Here is a 16,460-nt window from a genome sequence, read left to right on the forward strand (position 1 = left end):
ATTATACATATAATTTTAACTTTACAAGAGAGGTATCTATGGACAATAATTTGAACGAAGAAATTATAAAAACTGAAGATGATGTACTTGATATGTTGGACAACCTTTTAGAAAAAAGAGAAAGTGACTGGTGGGATAAGTTTTACTTAAGAGATATAAGCTCTGTTCCTTTCTTTAGTGATATTCCGGATTGTAATATTGTTTCATATTTTGAACGAGGTTTATTATCTAGAGGACATGCACTTGACGTAGGTTGTGGAAGGGGAAGGAACTCTATATATTTAGCTGAAAATGGGTTTAATGTCACAGGAATAGATTTTTCAAATACTTCAATTAAAATTGCAAGAGAAAAGTCAATTGAAGGTTCTTTAGAAGTAACTTTTCTTTGTAAATCTATTTTTGACTTTGAAGCTGATAACGAAAGCTTTGATTTTATCTATGACGGTGGTTGCTTTCATCATATAAAACCTCATAGAAGGTATAGATATTTGAGTACTATATCTAAACTTTTAAAGCCCAATGGTTATTTTGCTATGAACTGCTTTAATTTAAAGGGCGGAGCGAATATAAGTGATTATGATGTATATAGACAAAATTCTATGTGTGGTGGTATGGGATTCACTGAGTATAAACTTAAAAATATTCTCGAACATTATTTTGACCTACTTGAATTTGAGGAAATGAAAGAATCAAAGGATAATAATATTTTTGGAAAATCTTTTTTATGGTCCGTATTAATGAAAAAGAAATCATAAATTTTGCAAATTCCAACAAGAGTTAAACATATAAATGAATTTTATCTTTTTTAATAGTAAGGCAAAACTTTATCGTTATAGTGAAGTGAGGTGTCATATGGGATTTGATGAATTTTCAAAAGAATGGGACACTGAGAAGCGAATTTCTAGAGCTAGAATTATATCTAAGGAAATGGAAAATTTTATTCCTATAGATCAAAGACTTTCTGCAATGGAATTTGGATGTGGAACAGGACTTATTAGTTTTAATCTGCATGATAAGTTAAAAGAAATAACACTTATCGATTCCTCAGAAGGGATGCTTGATGTAGTTAAATCTAAGATTGAAACTTATAAAGTTAATAACGTAATAATAAAAAAATTAGACATATCAATTAATAATGTATTTGATAAGAGGTACGACATAATATATAGCTCAATGGTACTACATCATATTAATGATACAAATAGTATAGTTAATAAGTTGTATGAACTTCTTAACAAGGAAGGATACCTTTGCATAATTGATTTAAACAAAGAAGATGGTAGTTTTCATAAAAATGAAGCTGGGTTTCATGGCCATAATGGATTTGATCAGGCTGAGCTTATAGAGATTTTTGAGAATGCTGGACTTAAAGAGGTTAAAGCCCATACATTTTACTTAGATACAAAGGATATTGGCGATGAAGTAATAGAATATTCTTTATTCATAATTAAAGGTATAAAATAGATAGTTTAAATATGTAGAATAAACAATGATAAAGCCACTCATAAACAGATAATAATTATACTGATATGAGTGGCTTTTATTATTAAATCTAATCATCAATTTCGACTTAATAACAATAAAACAAATATTTGATAAAGATAGTGTTAATGAGACACCGTGCATTTCTTCTAAAATTTAACTTTTATTTTAAATTATATATTTTATAAATTAGAGCATTAATTTTAGATTTTATGACTTATATAAAATTTTTAGGGGATATTTATATAGTATGACAAATAGTAGAAACTATGAGTAAAGTCATGAATTAGTTAAGTTGAATAAGAAAATACTTGAAATATCGAGTTAATCCGACATAATAATTGATTCATAAAATAGAAAATACAAGTATAATATATATATAATTATAATAAGGAGTATGAAGATGAACGAAAATCAAATTTTTATCCACAATAATGGAGAATTAGGTCTTATAGTTTTAGAAAGCTGTAAAGCTTTAGGACAAAAAATTGATGAAGAAATCAAGGCTAAAAGGGGCGTAAGTGAATCTTTTTTAATTCCTTCAGATGAAATACGCTTTTCTAATGGGGAAGGAAAGGTAAAGCTTTCAGAAACGGTTAGAGGTAAAGATATTTACATACTTTGCGATGTTGGTAATCATAGCTGTTCATATAACATGTTTGGGGTAAAAACTTTTAAAGGCCCAGATGAGCATTTCCAAGACATAAAAAGAACAGTTTCAGCTATAAGAGGTAAGGCAAGAAGAATAACTGTTATAATGCCACTTCTTTATGCTTCAAGACAACATAGAAGAAAAGGCAGAGAATCACTTGACTGTGCTTTAGCATTACAAGAATTAGAAAGATTAGGAGTGCAAGAAATATTAACATTTGATGCACATGATCCTAATGTTCAAAATGCGATTCCACTTTTATCTTTCGAAAATTTCTATCCTACTTATGACATACTAAAGACTTTTATCACAGAAGAAAAGTCAGCAGAAATAGATAAAAATAAAATGCTAGTAATTAGTCCTGACACAGGAGCTATGGATAGAGCTATATACTATTCAAGTGTTCTTGGTCTTGATGTTGGGCTATTTTATAAGAGAAGAGACCATTCTACAATAGTTAATGGTAAAAACCCTATAGTAAAACATGAATATATGGGAAGAGATGTTGAAGGTCAAGACGTACTTATCGTAGATGATATGATTGCATCTGGAGAATCTGTGCTTGATATAGCAAAAGAACTTAAAGCAAGAAAAGCAAGAAATGTTTATGTAGCTGCAACTTTTGCATTCTTTACAGAAGGAGCTGAAAAGTTCCAAAAGTTCTATGAAGATGGTACTATAACAAGAGTTTACTCAACTAACCTTACATACATAGCTCCTGAAGTTCAAGAAGCAGAGTGGTTTAAAAAAGTAGATATGTCACAATTTATTGCTAGAATAATAAATAGATTAAATGGTGACCAATCTATTGCTTCATACATGGATGCAACATATGTAATATCTGAATTATTAAAAAACAGATAATATTAAAAGATTTGATAATATTCCTATATACAATAAAAAGGTTAGAACTAAAATTTTAGTTCTAACCTTCTTTGTTATCGAAGTGGTACATCCATATATTTAAACTCGACTTAAAAATATTAATTAATCATTAATGAACTACTAGATTATTTATCCACTTCTTAGATGCAATCCTAGGAAAGCCAACAATAAACTTAGCTATTTCCTCCATAAATACGAATATATAAACTTTATCTATCGGCATATGAAAGTATAATCCTGCTAGAGCAACCAAAGGCACCCCTACAAGCCACATTCCACCAATATCAAGTAGTAGACAAAACTTCGTATCGCCACCGCTTCTAAGTATACCAACAACATTTGTATAATTGAATACCTTTATACAAAGGAAGATACCGAGTATATGAAGTAATGATTTAGAGTAATTGTGAACTTCAGGAGATACACTATAAGCAAATAAAATAGACGGAGCTCCTAAATATATTATAAGTCCTACAATAACACCAATAAGTGGATTCATTATTATAAATCGTTTAGCATATAGAAAAGCAGTCTTTTCATCCTTTTGTCCTATCTTTTGTCCTATCATTATTGCAGCAGCATTCCCAAATCCTAAAAACACAACCATTGCAAGTCTATCAATAGTACTTACTATATTAGTAGATGCAACAATAGCTGTGCCCATATGTGCGTATACAACTGAATAAATAGTAACCCCTAATGCCCAGAAACTTTCATTTAAAATAACAGGTATAGTTATCTTAAAGAATCTTTTAGCAAATTCCAGTGATATGTCTAATAGTTCTTTTGGTTTTGCTGCGAGAGGGAATTTGAATTTATAAACAACAAATATCATTAATATAAATTCTACAATACGGGCTATCAATGTACCTAAAGCAGATCCATATACTCCAAGTCCAGGAATACCAGCCACACCATATACTAGAGTGAAATTTAGAACTGTGTTTATAGCTAGTGCAATAATACTTACTACCATCGGTGCTTTTACCTGTCCCAAGCTACGTAAGGTTGCAGCATAAGCAAATGATATTGCGGTAACTATATAACTAAGACAGATTATTCTTAAATAATTTGCACCCATTTTTATAACTGCTGGATCATTAGAGAAAATACTCATTATTGGTCTAGGAAAAAGTAAAGCAGCAATTGTAAATGCTGACGACACAGTTATTGCAGTAATAAGACATATTCCTAGAACTCTTTTAATATTCTTCAAGTCCTTTTTTCCCCAGTATTGCGCTGTAAAAATAGAAGCGCCACTTACTACACCAAACAACACTAGATTTAACAAGAAAAACATTTGGTTAGCTAGTCCAACACTCGCAATTGCAACTTCCCCCAGTCCTCCAATAATTATATTGTCAAATAAATTTAGCGAAGACAATATAAAATTTTGAAGTGCTATGGGGAAGGCTAGCTTTATAGTGTCTCTGAAAAATTTTTTGTCATCAAATAAAGATAATAAGTTCATAAAAGTAACCTCCATAACATTAGCCATATAATTATAGCATAGTTTGGTGGTATTATCATACTAGTCTAATTTAATAGACTTACTATTTAAGCTTTCCTACTATAGGTAGATTGTTTAACACTTTGGTTCCATGGGCTGCTTGATTGATTTCTTGAGTGAGATCTTTGCCAGCAGTTATTCCATTTTTATGTTTACCATTATGCCAGTCCTCAGCATTTGTAACATCATATACAATACCACTTACTGCGGCATATGCTGGGTTTCCATTTTGACCATCATATTTTTTTAGTTCATCTAAAGTAAAGGTTTTATCTGGTATAGATTGAGTAGTGCTTGAATTGTTTGTATTATTTTTATTTGAAGCTTCATTTGATTTTGTGCATCCAAATAAAGTAAAAGATAAAGTTAATACAAGCATACACATAATACTAAGTAGTTTTTTTACCATATAATCATCTCCTTAGCTTATTTATTTGCTATTTAATTGAAAAATATTCTTTTCATTCTAAAGCTAGCGTATTTAGCCTTTGTATCACAACTGCTTAGAAGAGAGCAGTATTGTATGTTATATAAATGAATTGTATAGATTTTTGAAATTTATAAAAGATTTTAGATTTAGTTTAGAATTATTTAATAATTTCTTTCAATTAATTTTATAATCAACATGTACAATAAAGATGTACTATTTCAATATAGAGATATTATTTTAAGTTGAATGGTGCATGTTTGTATAAGTCTTTGAATTTAATTATTGAATATATGTTTGATTACATGGGAGGAATTTTGGATGAAAAAGAAAGTAATAGCTATAGTATTAGTAGCAATAGTAGTGGTTGGAGGATTAGGTTATGCTAGGAGCAGAAAAAACACAACTCACTATTTAAGTGTGAAAACTGCAAGTGTATCAACTGGTGATATTCAATCCTATCTTTCAACTACTGCAACTATAAAATCTAAGAATAGTAAAGATTATTATCCAATCCAAGGTAAAGTAAAAAAGGTAAATGTAAAGGTTGGAGATTCCGTAACAAAGGGACAAGTACTTGTGGAATTTGATGTAACTGATCCAAATATAAGTGTAAAGCAAGCTCAGATAAACTACGATAATGCAGTACTTGCAAAGCAGGTTCAAGTGAATGCAAATAATGCTCTTAAAAATAGCATACCTGATTTAGATAAACAGATTTCTGATTTAAATAATCAAATTAATGAGGCGAAGAAGAATCCGCAGACTGCAAATAATATATCAGCATTACAGTCACAATTAGCAACGGTTCAGTCAAAAAGAGATGCTGCCTCAAAGCCACAATTTAGTGATGAACAGCTTAAGCAATCAGATAATACTATTGCACTTCAAAAAATTGCATTAGATACCGCTAAAGATAACCTTTCAAAAAGTCAAAGTACAATTGTAGCTGATTTTGATGGAGTAGTAACTGCATTAAATGTTGCAGAGGGCGCAGCTACAGTAGCTGCAGCTCAACCAGCGATAACAATACAGGATGTGAATAATTTAAAGGCTGTTATGTCAGTTGGAAAGTTTGATGCTGCGAAAATTCAACTTGGACAAGAAGCAGTTATAAAAAGTGGAGATAAAAAGTTAAAAGGAAAGGTTTCATTTATTGGACCATCTGCAAAAACTACTACATCTGCAACCGGTACTGAATCAACACTTCCAGTAGAAATAGATATATTAGATAAACCAGACGGATTAAAGATTGATTTTGACACAGATGTAGATGTACTTCTTGGACAAGTAAACAATGTAATAAAAGTACCAGCTGAAAGTTTAAGAACAGATAAAAATGATAGGAACTATTTATATGTTATAAGTGGCGGTAAAGCAGTAGAGAAAGAAGTAAAACTTGGACTTCAATCTGATATGGAGGCTCAAGTAACTGAAGGGTTAAGCAATGGAGATAAAGTTATTCTTAATCCGAGTTCAAGTGTTAAGAATGGGGTAACAGTTAAAGAAGCGGGTGATGGTAAGTAATGCTAGAGGTTAAAGATATAATTAAGAAGTATGTAAACGGAGATATTAATTTTACTGCACTTAAAGGTATAAACCTTAAAATTGAAAAAGGTGAATTTACTTCTATAATGGGACCGTCAGGCTCTGGTAAATCTACTTTGATGAACATAATCGGATGTTTAGATAGAATGGATAGCGGAACATATATTTTAAATGAACAAAACGTATCAAATCTTGATGATAAAGAATTAGCTTTTATTAGAAACAAAGAAATAGGATTTGTTTTTCAGGCATTCAATCTACTACCTAGAATGACAATCTTAGAGAATGTTGAACTTCCTATGGTATACGCTGGTATACCTAAAAAGATTAGAAGAGAAAAAGCTTTAGTAGCTCTTGATAAGGTTGGTCTTGGTGATAGAGTAAAGCATAAACCAAATGAAATTTCAGGAGGTCAAAAACAGAGAGTTGCTATTGCTAGAGCAATAGTGAATACTCCGGCAGTAATAATGGCAGATGAGCCTACTGGAAATCTAGATACTCAGTCTTCTATAGAAATAATGAAAATATTCCAGGACTTAAATAACGACGGTGCAACTGTTATAATGGTTACTCATGAACCAGATATAGCACAGCACACAAAAAGAATAGTTAGGTTCAAGGATGGACTAATAGTTGATGACTACTTAGTCGAAAATAGAATAATTCTATAGGAGGTAAAACTAATGAATATAATAAGTAGTTTACTAGAAAACTTCAAAATGGCAATTGATAGTATCATATCTAATAAAATGCGTTCTTTTCTAACGATGCTTGGTATAATTATAGGAATAAGCTCAGTTATAGCAATTATATCGTTAGGAGCAGGTGGTCAGGAGTCTATAACAGGTGAGTTTGAAAAGCTTGGTTCGTCAACTGTAAATGTATCTACTGACACAACAAAGGCATCTGAAAGTGATATGATAACTTTTGAAGATATAAAACAAATAAGAAACAAGGTGGACACTGCAAAATATGTAGCTCCTAGTGTATCTAAAACTGGAGTAGCTATTTCTGACACAAGTAATAAAAGAGCAAGTATATCTGGGACCAATACAGACGGATTTATAATACAAAACACTGAATTCTTATATGGAAGAGCTTTTAATGAAAGAGAATATACAGAAGGAAAAAACGTAGTTATAATTGATGAGGATTCTGCAAACGACTTGTTTGGGTATACAGACGTTACAGGAAAGAGTATTAAAATTGGATCTGCAAAATCTCCAATTAAAGCTACAATAATAGGGGTTACTGTTTCACCTTTTGGATCTACTTTCAAAAATATGGGTAGAAATCAAAGACCAGGTATATTCTATGTGCCTGCTACATTACTACAAAATATGTACTCAAATGAATTTTCTATTGATAAAATAAGCATAATGGCTTCCGATAAAGATACTTTAGAAGAAACAGGCAATAGTGCAAAAAACGTATTAGAAAGTAGACATAATAACAGAGGAAAAGATATTTATACTGCTCAGGGAGCATTAAGTCAGCTTGATCAAATTAATAATGTACTTGGAATTTTCACTACTTTTATAGGAGCTGTTGCTGCTATATCACTTATTGTAGGTGGTATAGGCGTAATGAATATTATGTTAGTTTCAGTAACTGAAAGAACTAGAGAAATAGGTATAAGAAAAGCAATAGGTGCTACAACTAATAAGATACTTCTTCAATTTTTAACAGAATCAGTTATAATTTCTCTTATAGGAGGAATCATAGGATTGCTTGTTGGAATAATAGGCGCTTATGGAATAGGAAGTTTTGCAAGTATTACACCATCTTTATCAATATCTGCAATTATAGGAGTAATAGCTTTTTCTTCAGCAGTAGGAATTTTCTTTGGAATTTACCCTGCTAGAAAAGCTGCTAAGCTAGATCCTATTGAAGCGTTAAGATATGAGTAAACTTTATTAAATAGGGGTGAATTTATATGAAATTCGTAAATAAACTTACTATGACAAGATTGATTTTAGCAACAATCTTTTTAGTATTTATGTCTATAAAAGGAATACCTCATCGTAGAAGTATTGCTACAGCGGTGTTCATTGCTGCTACCATGATAGATGTATTTTATGAGAACTTTATTAGGAAAGAGAATAAATCAGACAAATTAGTTGTTTTAATAAATTCATTGATTGATAAAATTCTTGTTACTACAGCTTTGATCTATTTAGTTGAAACAAATATAATTCCTAGTTTTGTAGCTGTAACCATTATATCGGTAGAGTTTGCAATTGGCGGACTTGTATCAATAGGTAATTCAGATGGGCTTTTGCTTGCAAAAAGTACTTTGGAAAAAGTAAAAACTGTTTTCCAAATGAGTTCTATAATAATACTGCTTTCAAAAATGAGTATTGATTATAATTTTCATAAAGTAAAAGAATATGTAGCAAATAGCTTTATTGGTGTAATACCTTATATGGTATTGTATATCGCACTTTTAGTGACAGTGATATATGCAGTTGACTATTTCTTTAAAAACAGACAATTTATTAATATTGATAGATAAATAAAAGGAGGGATTTCGTGTTCATAAAAAGGAAACTTAAGTTGACATATGTAACCATTCTTATTACTTCATTTTTACTTTTGACATGTTTAAGTAATATATTTATAGCATTAACAGAAAGCAATTCAAAATATGATATTTCAGGCAAGCTCGGAAAAGGTAACTTTGCATTCTTTACTGAACTTGTCACTGAGAATAATAAATTACTACAAAAAGTAAATAGTGAAGTTTTAAGTACTCCAGATAACTTTTTAAATCATGATTATCTCCTCCAACTAGAAAATAGTTCAAATATGAAATATACTGGTATAGTAACTTTAGTTAACGATAAAATTGATTATTCTTCAAATTTTATAAGAAAAGATTTAAGTGAAGATGCATTAACTTCTTTTAATTCAAATTCTAATGATCAGTTTAAGAAGAAGATTATAATTTTATGGAAACAGGACTTTACAACAAGTAAAAAGGATAAAGGTAGTATCTATTATATAATAGACCTTGAAAGCTATAAGAAAATGTTTAAGCAAAATGTTTTAATAGTTATGGTATTAGTTTTAATTATATTAATGGCTACTAACGGCATAATAACTTATTTTGTGTCAAAAAGCATTGTTAAGCCACTAAAAGAATTAGATAAGGGCGCAGGAGAAATTTTAAAAGGAAATTTGAATTATAAGCTTAATATTGACTCTAAAGATGAAATAGGAGAAGTTGCAGAAACTTTTGAGGAAATGAGGTTACGACTTAAGGAATCTCTAGAAATTCAAAATCAGTACGAAGAAAATCGTAAAGAACTTATTGCAAGTATATCTCATGATTTAAAAACTCCAATAACTTCAATTAAAGGTTATATAGAAGGAATTAAAGATGGGGTAGCTGACACTCCAGACAAAATGGAAAAGTACGTAAATACTATTTTGACGAAGGCAAATTACATGGATAGTTTGATAAATGATTTATTCTTATATTCAAAGCTAGAATTGAATAAGGAACCTTTTAAATTTCAAACTGTTGATATGAATATTTATATTCAAGATTGTGTTGAAGAAATAAATTTTGACCTTGATCAATCTAAAGTTGAATTGATAGCTGATGTACCTGAAAAGCCTACTTTGATTGATATAGATGTACAAAAAGTAAAAAGAGCTATTATGAATATAGTAGAAAACTCTATAAAGTACAGAACAGACAGTAAGCTTGCTATAAATATAGTTGTTAAGTCAAATAATGATTTGGTGACTGTTGAAATACGAGATAACGGAAAAGGAATTCCTAAAGAATCATTACCTTATATTTTTGAAAGATTTTATAGAGCAGACACTTCTAGAGAAACCGTTATTGGTGGAAGTGGGCTAGGTCTTGCAATAGCCAAAAAGATTATGGATGAACACAATGGAAAAATTACAGTAAGTAGTGAATTGAACAAAGGTACATCTATATTTCTTAGTTTCAAAAAATAATGTAGTAGCATGTTTATAAAATTTTATATCTAGGTAGGTGAGATTTAATGCAAAAAGTATTAATAATTGAAGATGATGTGAGTATTGCAGATCTTGAAATGGATTATTTACAAATCAATGGTTTTGAGGTTGATATTGAAAATAATGGCGATAGCGGATTAGCAAAGGCTTTAAATGAAGACTATAATTTAATAATTTTAGATCTCATGCTTCCAGGTATAGGAGGATTTGAAATATGCAAAAAGATTCGTGCACAAAAAGAGATTCCGATAATCATTGTATCTGCAAAGAAGGAAGACGTTGATAAAATGAGAGGATTAGGGCTTGGTGCAGATGATTATATGACTAAGCCGTTTAGTCCTAATGAAATGGTTGCTAGAGTTAAGGCTCATATCTCAAGATATGAAAGATTAAAAAGTGGTAATAGCATAATAGATAAAGAAATAATAGAAGTTAGAGGAATCTCAGTAGATAAAACTGCAAGGAAGGTATATGTTAATGGTAAAGAAATAGAGTTTACATCAAAAGAATATGAACTTTTACTTTTACTATTAAATAACCCTAATAGAGTTTTTTCAAAAGAAGAATTATATGAAAGAATCTGGGGATTAGATCCTGTGGGCGGTATAGCAACAGTTACAGTTCATGTAAGAAGATTAAGAGAAAAAATAGAGTTTGATCCATCAAATCCAGAGTACATTGAAACTATATGGGGAATTGGATATAGATTTACTTTATAGGTTACAATAAAAAAGATCACTGAAGGAAGCAGCTTCAGTGACTTTTTTGCTGTTTGAGAAAGTATAAAGTTTTTATGCTTGTTAAACCTAGATATTTTAACTATTTTACAAGCTTTTTATTGATACACAGTAAAAAATAAAACTTATTCGCCTGCCAAATTTTCCTCATATACATTCGGAAAGGCAGATGCGTTAAAAAAGCTCGCTGAAGCAACCCACTTCAGCGACTTTTTTATTGTAAAAATTTATAAACTTAATTAAGTTTTAAATTTTATAACCGATAAATACATATTACAAAAAACATCAAAATACGACAAAAATTTAGTGGCGTTTTACAGATATTTAAATAATATTAATTTGATTAACTAAATTTTGTATCAGTAGAAGGGAGAAAATGAATGTTTGAGTGGTCTATGAAGTATGAAACAGGATCAAGTTTTATAGATGATAACCATAAAAAATTGTTTGAAATTGGCTACGATATAGTAACATTCATACAATCAGAAAGCAATGAAGTTAGTAGATGCCATCTCACAAATGCTCTTAAAGATTTTATAACATATGCAAAATTTAGTTTTTCAATTGAAGAAGATTATATGTCGGAGATTGAATATGCAGAATTTGTGAGCCATAGGCAAGAACATTATTTTTTTATTAAAAGATTATGTTATTATGATTTTGATGAGATTATCACTAACAAGGAAAGCTCACAAACGTTGTTTGAATTTATATATTCATGGCTAGACCAACACATGATTTCAGAAGATCTAAAGCTTTTTAATAAACAAATTTAAATACAATTTTAAGTCGATGTAAAGTCTAAAATTGCTTTGCAGGGAGTCGTGATATGAGTACAAAAAAGATAAAAATATTTCTAATGATGCTAATATATTTTATTTGCTTTACTTCTTTTGGGGTTAAAGCTACAACAAAAGTTACTTATCAAGTTGATAAAAATTATCCTCCATACACATTTACATCTAAAAATTATTTGCATGGATTCGATGTGGATTTAATAAACTTAATATTTAATAGTGATAAATATGACGTGCATGTATCTTCTGATACTTGGAATTGTGTTTACAAAAGATTAATTTCAGGAGAAGTGGATGTTGGTGGTATAGCTGGTATAATTGACAGTCGAAAAACAGAAGTATTGTTTACTAAGCCTTTATTTAAAGCATACTCTGCTATTTATACTCGTCATAATTATAGACAAGTTGATTTAAATAAACTAAAAGAATATAAAGTTGGAGTAGGCAAAGGGTATTTTACTGAAAATATTTTAAGGGACAAACTGGAGGTTAATGATTACATAGCTTACGACAACATGGAAGATGCTGTTAAGGACCTTGAAGATGAAAAGATAGATGTAATCTTTGAGAATCAACAGTTAATGGATTATATACTAATGCATAAAAACTTAAAGGGTGAGATAATTCCTCAAGTTACTAATTTATTTCCAGTAGAAGAAGCTTATGCAGTAAGTAAGGATAAACCTGAACTTGTAGCCTATATTAATACTAGAATTGATCAATTAAAAAAATCAGGTGTCTTTGAAGAACTATATAAAAAGTATTTCTATGCTAATTCGGAAGAATATATTGCAAATCAGCATAAGAGTTATCTAACATTGTTAGGATTTGCTGTATGTATAATTGTCATGATATTTATCTTTTTAAAGATTTATATTGATAGACTTAAATCTACTGTTTTGAAAAATTATGATGAATTAGCAGTTGTTAATATGGAATTATCTGAAACAAAGACAAACTTAGAAAATCAATATGAACAACTATATAAAAATCAAATTGCACTGAAGGAAAGTGAAGAAAGATATCGTTTAGTTTTGGAAGCATCAAACGACGGTGTCTGGGATTGGGACGTAGAGAATGATATAGGTTACTTATCTAAGCCTTGGAGAGAACTGTTAGGCGTTCAAGAGGAAGAAATTGAAAATTACTTTGAGTTCCTAAGAGGAATTGTATATCCAGAGGACAGAAAATCAGTATTAAGTTCTTTAGAAGAATATTTCATGGGAAAAACCAATTCATATGAGGTTTTCTTTAGATTAAATCTAGAAAGAGAAGAGTTCATATGGATTCAGTGTAAGGGAAGGATTTTTAGAAATGAATCTGGATCAATTGTGAGAATGGCAGGATCAATTTCTGATATTACGGAAAAAAGAAATTATCAATCAAAGATTTTTAAAATGGCTTACTATGACAATTTAACTAAACTTCCGAATAGAACTTATTTAAATGATAAATTAGACGAATTAATAAAAAATGTTACTAAAAATGGTGGAAAGGCAGCTGTTTATTTTCTTGATTTAGATAACTTTAAAAATATCAATGATACACTTGGACATGACTATGGTGATATAGTTCTAAAATGCGCTAGTAACGAACTATTGTCTGTATTAGGGGAAGATTATACCGTAGCCAGATTTGGTGGGGACGAGTTTATAATAGTTCAACATAAATTAGATGAAGAAAATGAACTTAATGACACAGCTCAAAAAATAATAAAAATTTTTGATAAACCAATATTGATCAACAATCAGCCTTTTTATGTTGCAGCAAGTATCGGAGTAGCAATTATACCAGAACACGGAATAGAATCAGTTGAGATTTTAAAAAAAGCCGACATAGCTATGTATAATGCTAAAGAAGAAGGCAAGGGCAGATTTAAAATTTATGATGAAGAAATGTCTAAAAAGGTCCAATTGGAAAGTGATTTTGAAAAGAGCATAAGAAAAGCTATAATGCAAAAAGAATTTTACTTAAACTATCAACCGTATTTCGATGCAATAAGTGGTGAATTAGAAGGTGTAGAAGCATTAATAAGGTGGAATCATCCAATAAGAGGTGTAATCCCGCCATATGAATTTATTCCTTTAGCCGAGAAGACTGGCTTAATTAAGGAAATTGGCGATTGGGTTCTTATGGAGTCATGTACACAGAATAAAATCTGGCAGGAAAAGGGCTTGAAGAAAATTCCCGTTGCTGTAAATGTATCTGAACATCAATTTCAGTCTCCTTTATTTGTTGAGAGAGTTAAGACTGTCCTAAAAGAAACAAATTTGGATCCTAAATATTTAAAGATTGAGATTACAGAAGGAACCGTCATAAAATCTTTTGACAACAATATTAGTATTTTAAATAAGCTAAAACAAATGGGCATTGGTATATCGCTCGATGATTTTGGCACAGGATATTCATCTTTATCTTATCTAATAAAACTGCCATTAGATGTAATAAAAATAGATAAAAGCTTTGTCGATGATATCTGCGGAATTGAAAATACAAAAATAATTATTGAAGATATAATTTCTATGGCTCACAAGCTAAATTTAGAGGTTATCGCAGAAGGTGTTGAAACTAATGAACAATTGAAATACTTACAAAAACATAAATGTGATAAGATACAAGGATTTTTATTTTCTAGGCCTGTTTCTAACACAGATATAGAAAAGTTACTATAGGATAATTTTATAATATACTGTAAAGCAAAAAGGCTTAATCATATAGTTTATGGTTAAGCCTTTTTATGTTATTTATAGGGTTAATGAAAAAGGCACTGAAACCACCTTGTTCATTAATTTTTTTCGCATCTGTCTTTCTTAATTAACATGAGAAAAACTTGGCAGACAAATAGGTTTTGTTTTTTTAGTATAGTCATAAAAGGTTTCTAGAAACATTGAAATATCAATGTTTAACTGTCATAAAAGTTCATACTTTTTTACAGTAAAAAACGATAGTAATTTTAGCATACTATCGTACCAGATAAGAAGGTGTAAAAATGATTTAATTATTAGATATAAGAAACATAGTGATGCGGTTAGCACTAATAAAGATAATTTATTACCTAATTATAATCTTTCGACTATAAATAAGCACATCACTACCAAATATTAATGGTTCACTCGACCTTATTAGATATTTACACAACTATATATAACCTTTCGGCTATATATAACCATTACAACACCTAATAAAATCTTATCTCGACCTTATATGATAAGTTGGAACCTTATTACAATCAAAATACTAAAACTATATGACTGTAATAAAGCTTTTCCTAACCATATAAAATCTTATCCGAGAGTTTATACCTTGGATATTACTTATATTAAATAGAAATACTAATATTATAAGTATAGACTAAAGAAATTCAATCATTCCAATCAAATTATTTCATCTTATATCAATACAAAATCGATAGTTTTGAAAATTTGATAGAATTAACTGACTCTTTTCATCACTATGTTTCTTACACTATTAATATAACCTTTTGGCAAGATTGAATACCCGGTAAATATAGGATTTAATATAATAACTTTACAAATTTATAGGCTATAGTACTAAGTTCTCTAACCTGGTCTATATTAATGACTCTATAAAATTATAGGCTTTTTCATCTTCAAAAGAGGAAAGTTTCAAATTTCTAAGTTCAGATTTACATGAATTAAAAGTCAAGAGTTTTTTTAGCTCTTCATAATATGTATGTCGATTAATCCTGATATTGCTTATTAATAATTTTTGACAACATGGCTTACTATTAGCATCTGAAGGCAAGAAAAGCATAGCAAGACCGCCAACATATTTTCCCTTGTTTATGTTTGGTTTTGTCATACTTATATAGCTAATACCATCTTCTGTACTTTGCATATTAAAAGTCATGATTTTTTCAGAATTATTAATGTTTCCTGAAAAGTTCTTCATAAGAGAATCACCTAACATTATCTTAAAACTAATTCTTTTATTATGAAATTCTAAGATTCCTTCATGAATAGAGTCTTCTTTACCTATGTTGGTGGCAAAAAAATAGCAATAATAACTATCGAAAAATATATTACTATTTGAATTGAGTCCTTTCTCAATACTTTCTAATTCTAATGCTGATAATCTCAAGCTTATAAATCTATCAATCTTAATATTATATACATTACATATATAAGCTAATGTTTCAATAGAAGGGAATGCATCACCTGCTTTGTATTTGGAAAGCAAATCTTCTGATACTCCAATTTTCTTTGCCAATTGCTTTTGTGTGCCTTCTAGTTGAATTAGCCTTTTTAGGTTATATATGAAGTTAGTCGATATGTTTTCAAACAAACTATTTTTAGATGCTTTCACAATATTAATTTCATTTAAAGACTCTTTTTTTATTGTATAGAGTTTTTCATTGTCTATTTGGCTCATTTCCTTAGTGTTCTTTGTTCCTTTATTCAATAAA

At 29.7% G+C, this 16,460-nt stretch carries 14 protein-coding genes; 11 read left to right on the forward strand and 3 right to left on the reverse strand.

Annotated elements, in window-relative coordinates; all coding sequences use genetic code 11:
• The first annotated feature begins 38 nt into the window (after positions 1-38).
• From OCU55_RS07390 to OCU55_RS07400, 3 genes are all read left to right on the forward strand, one after another.
• The gene (locus OCU55_RS07390) at positions 39-755 is read left to right on the forward strand and encodes a class I SAM-dependent methyltransferase (protein WP_261851684.1); all 717 of its coding nucleotides are present in this window, start codon (positions 39-41) and stop codon (positions 753-755) included.
• Between the two features lie 97 nt (positions 756-852).
• Positions 853-1,464, forward strand: coding sequence for a class I SAM-dependent DNA methyltransferase (locus OCU55_RS07395; protein WP_261851685.1), 612 nt, complete (start codon positions 853-855; stop codon positions 1,462-1,464).
• A gap of 421 nt (positions 1,465-1,885) precedes the next feature.
• Positions 1,886-2,998 (forward strand): ribose-phosphate pyrophosphokinase, encoded by a 1,113-nt coding sequence (locus tag OCU55_RS07400; RefSeq protein ID WP_183277323.1) that lies wholly within the window; start codon positions 1,886-1,888, stop codon positions 2,996-2,998.
• A gap of 130 nt (positions 2,999-3,128) precedes the next feature.
• Here the strand turns inward: OCU55_RS07400 and OCU55_RS07405 are convergent, their stop codons facing one another.
• Positions 3,129-4,490, reverse strand: a complete 1,362-nt coding sequence (locus OCU55_RS07405; protein WP_261851686.1) for an MATE family efflux transporter — start codon at positions 4,488-4,490, stop codon at positions 3,129-3,131.
• A gap of 82 nt (positions 4,491-4,572) precedes the next feature.
• Complete coding sequence (locus OCU55_RS07410) at positions 4,573-4,938, reverse strand: cytochrome b5 domain-containing protein (RefSeq protein WP_261851687.1); 366 nt, start codon at positions 4,936-4,938, stop codon at positions 4,573-4,575.
• Positions 4,939-5,277: 339 nt separating this feature from the next.
• Between OCU55_RS07410 and OCU55_RS07415 the strand changes: the two genes are divergently transcribed.
• The 8 genes from OCU55_RS07415 to OCU55_RS07450 all read left to right on the forward strand — a co-directional run bounded on the left by OCU55_RS07415 (position 5,278) and on the right by OCU55_RS07450 (position 14,706).
• Positions 5,278-6,483: an efflux RND transporter periplasmic adaptor subunit gene (locus OCU55_RS07415; protein ID WP_261851688.1), complete on the forward strand. Its 1,206-nt coding sequence runs from the start codon at positions 5,278-5,280 to the stop codon at positions 6,481-6,483.
• A complete protein-coding gene (locus tag OCU55_RS07420; protein ID WP_261851689.1) occupies positions 6,483-7,175 on the forward strand; it encodes an ABC transporter ATP-binding protein in 693 nt (230 codons plus the stop codon). Before OCU55_RS07415 ends, OCU55_RS07420 begins: the two co-directional genes overlap by 1 nt.
• Positions 7,176-7,187: 12 nt before the next feature.
• A complete protein-coding gene (locus OCU55_RS07425) occupies positions 7,188-8,414 on the forward strand; it encodes an ABC transporter permease (protein WP_261851690.1) in 1,227 nt (408 codons plus the stop codon).
• 26 nt (positions 8,415-8,440) lie between these two features.
• Positions 8,441-9,019: a CDP-alcohol phosphatidyltransferase family protein gene (locus OCU55_RS07430; RefSeq protein WP_261851691.1), complete on the forward strand. Its 579-nt coding sequence runs from the start codon at positions 8,441-8,443 to the stop codon at positions 9,017-9,019.
• 17 nt (positions 9,020-9,036) lie between these two features.
• Positions 9,037-10,479 (forward strand): sensor histidine kinase, encoded by a 1,443-nt coding sequence (locus OCU55_RS07435; RefSeq protein ID WP_261851692.1) that lies wholly within the window; start codon positions 9,037-9,039, stop codon positions 10,477-10,479.
• 47 nt (positions 10,480-10,526) lie between these two features.
• The gene (locus OCU55_RS07440; protein ID WP_261851693.1) at positions 10,527-11,219 is read left to right on the forward strand and encodes a response regulator transcription factor; all 693 of its coding nucleotides are present in this window, start codon (positions 10,527-10,529) and stop codon (positions 11,217-11,219) included.
• A 398-nt stretch (positions 11,220-11,617) separates the two neighbouring features.
• Entirely contained in the window at positions 11,618-12,013 is a 396-nt protein-coding gene (locus OCU55_RS07445; protein WP_261851694.1) for a bacteriohemerythrin, read from the forward strand.
• A 53-nt stretch (positions 12,014-12,066) separates the two neighbouring features.
• The gene (locus tag OCU55_RS07450) at positions 12,067-14,706 is read left to right on the forward strand and encodes an EAL domain-containing protein (RefSeq protein WP_261851695.1); all 2,640 of its coding nucleotides are present in this window, start codon (positions 12,067-12,069) and stop codon (positions 14,704-14,706) included.
• A gap of 898 nt (positions 14,707-15,604) precedes the next feature.
• Here the strand turns inward: OCU55_RS07450 and OCU55_RS07455 are convergent.
• Positions 15,605-16,456 carry a helix-turn-helix domain-containing protein gene (locus OCU55_RS07455; protein WP_261851696.1) on the reverse strand — a complete coding sequence of 284 codons (852 nt, stop codon included), beginning with the start codon at positions 16,454-16,456 and terminating at the stop codon, positions 15,605-15,607.
• Positions 16,457-16,460: the final 4 nt, after the last annotated feature.

Source organism: Clostridium folliculivorans, from assembly GCF_024341905.1.
GTDB classification, from domain to species: domain Bacteria; phylum Bacillota; class Clostridia; order Clostridiales; family Clostridiaceae; genus Clostridium_AR; species Clostridium_AR folliculivorans.

Bases quoted from the DNA above. Each gene is read 5' to 3' on its own strand.
- OCU55_RS07390 (WP_261851684.1), top strand. From the start codon at position 39: ATGGACAATAATTTGAACGAAGAAATTATAAAAACTGAAGATGATGTA.
- OCU55_RS07395 (WP_261851685.1), top strand. From the start codon at position 853: ATGGGATTTGATGAATTTTCAAAAGAATGGGACACTGAGAAGCGAATT.
- OCU55_RS07400 (WP_183277323.1), top strand. From the start codon at position 1,886: ATGAACGAAAATCAAATTTTTATCCACAATAATGGAGAATTAGGTCTT.
- OCU55_RS07405 (WP_261851686.1), bottom strand. From the start codon at position 4,490: ATGAACTTATTATCTTTATTTGATGACAAAAAATTTTTCAGAGACACT.
- OCU55_RS07410 (WP_261851687.1), bottom strand. From the start codon at position 4,938: ATGGTAAAAAAACTACTTAGTATTATGTGTATGCTTGTATTAACTTTA.
- OCU55_RS07415 (WP_261851688.1), top strand. From the start codon at position 5,278: ATGAAAAAGAAAGTAATAGCTATAGTATTAGTAGCAATAGTAGTGGTT.
- OCU55_RS07420 (WP_261851689.1), top strand. From the start codon at position 6,483: ATGCTAGAGGTTAAAGATATAATTAAGAAGTATGTAAACGGAGATATT.
- OCU55_RS07425 (WP_261851690.1), top strand. From the start codon at position 7,188: ATGAATATAATAAGTAGTTTACTAGAAAACTTCAAAATGGCAATTGAT.
- OCU55_RS07430 (WP_261851691.1), top strand. From the start codon at position 8,441: ATGAAATTCGTAAATAAACTTACTATGACAAGATTGATTTTAGCAACA.
- OCU55_RS07440 (WP_261851693.1), top strand. From the start codon at position 10,527: ATGCAAAAAGTATTAATAATTGAAGATGATGTGAGTATTGCAGATCTT.
- OCU55_RS07445 (WP_261851694.1), top strand. From the start codon at position 11,618: ATGTTTGAGTGGTCTATGAAGTATGAAACAGGATCAAGTTTTATAGAT.
- OCU55_RS07450 (WP_261851695.1), top strand. From the start codon at position 12,067: ATGAGTACAAAAAAGATAAAAATATTTCTAATGATGCTAATATATTTT.